1 pseudogene is annotated in these 627 nt (G+C 79.1%); it reads left to right on the forward strand.

The annotated features are described in order from the left end of the window. Positions 1-285: pseudogene (locus EAO77_RS37350) on the forward strand (biotin--[acetyl-CoA-carboxylase] ligase); the annotation flags it as partial. Positions 286-627 lie beyond the last annotated feature (342 nt).

Here is a 627-nt window from a genome sequence, read left to right on the forward strand (position 1 = left end):
ACCGACCGCGACCCGCTGCTGCGGGCCGTGCTGCGCTCCCTGGAGCACTGGTACGGCGACTGGCGCGCGGCGGGCGGCGACCCGGCCGCCTCCGGGCTGCAGGCCGCCTACGCGGCGGGCTGCGCGACCCTCGGCCGCTCCGTCCGGGCGGAGCTGCCGGGCGGCACGTCGGCGACGGGCGAGGCGGTCGCGATCGACGGCGACGGCCGCCTGGTCATCGCCCGGCCGGACGGCGCCCGGACCACGGTCGGCGCGGGCGATGTCGTGCACCTGCGCCCCGCCTGAGCCCTCCGGGGGGCGGGCCGCGGGCCCGCCCCCCGGGACCGGCGGGCTGTGGCCGTGCACCGCCGCCGTGCGCACGCGCTGTGAGCACGCACCGCGTACGCCGTATACCGGATGCGGCGCGGGCCGGGTCCGTCGCCGGGACGTGAGCTGGGGCACACCTGCCGTATCGTTGAGGCGATCGAGCGACAGATCGGCAGGTACGTGCGCAGGGAACGGGCAGGAGGCGGCTGGTGACCGTCGACGACACCACTTCCGGCGCGGGCGCGCAGCAGCCGCGGGACTCCGCGGGCGCGTCCTCACCGTCATCGGGCCCCCCGGGTGCCGTGCACCCGCCGCACCACG

The organism is Streptomyces sp. T39, assembly GCF_008042045.1.
GTDB lineage: Bacteria > Actinomycetota > Actinomycetes > Streptomycetales > Streptomycetaceae > Streptomyces.